2 protein-coding genes are annotated in these 963 nt (G+C 42.7%); both read right to left on the bottom strand.

Annotation, left to right across the window (positions count from 1 at the left end):
* The coding region (locus A9O67_RS13005; protein ID WP_269451553.1) for an aconitase family protein at positions 1 to 528 on the bottom strand (528 nt) is incomplete at its 3' end.
* A gap of 1 nt (position 529) precedes the next feature.
* Positions 530 to 963: isocitrate/isopropylmalate family dehydrogenase (locus tag A9O67_RS13010; protein WP_269451554.1), on the bottom strand; the 434-nt coding region annotated here is incomplete at its 5' end.

Raw genomic sequence — 963 nt, forward strand, 5'->3', positions numbered from 1 at the left:
TGCTGGAGCTTTGCCTACGACTTCAATTTTCATTGTTTTGGCGCGTGCTTGTTTCAGCGTTTGAGTCGCCATCACGTGCTCAACCTCAGATGTTCCGATACCAAAGGCTAATGAGCCAAATGCACCGTGTGTTGCGGTGTGGGAGTCTCCACATACAATGGTCATACCGGGTAAAGTAATACCTTGCTCAGGCCCCATCACATGGACAATACCTTGGTATGGGTGATTCAAATCATATAAAGTTACGCCAAACTCTTTACAGTTTTTCATCAACTCTTGCATTTGAATACGAGCCATATCGCCACACGCATTAATATCTTTGGTTTGCGTTGATACATTGTGATCCATTGTGGCAAAAGTTTTTCTTGGTTGATGTAAAGGACGTTTCTTAGTTCTCAAACCATCAAACGCTTGAGGTGATGTCACTTCATGTACCAAATGGCGATCGATATAAATCAAAGGGATTTCATTTTCGACCTCACGGACAACGTGGGCATCATACAATTTTTGATATAAAGTCTTGGCCATGTTAAACCCCTTCTGCAATATAACGAGCAATAATATCGCCCATTTCACTGGTACTTATTGACTGACCTGCACCCGCTAAGTCGGATGTTCTATAACCTTCTTCTAAGGCTTTATTGACCGCACGTTCGATTGCATCTGCTGCATCGGCTTGGTCTAAGCTAAATCTTAACAACATGGAAGCAGATAAAATGTGTGCAATTGGGTTGGCAATATTTTTTCCAGCAATATCTGGTGCAGAGCCTCCCGCAGGTTCATACAAACCAAATCCAGCTTCATTTAAGCTCGCAGAAGGTAACATGCCCATGGAACCGGTGATCATTGCACATTCATCAGAAATGATATCGCCGAACAAGTTAGAACATAACACCACATCAAACTGAGATGGGGCTTTGATCATTTGCATGGCTGCGTTATCGATATACATATGGCTGACTT

It is taken from the genome of Tepidimonas fonticaldi, from assembly GCF_001675355.1.
In the GTDB taxonomy this organism is placed as follows: Bacteria; Pseudomonadota; Gammaproteobacteria; order Burkholderiales; family Burkholderiaceae_C; genus Tepidimonas; species Tepidimonas fonticaldi.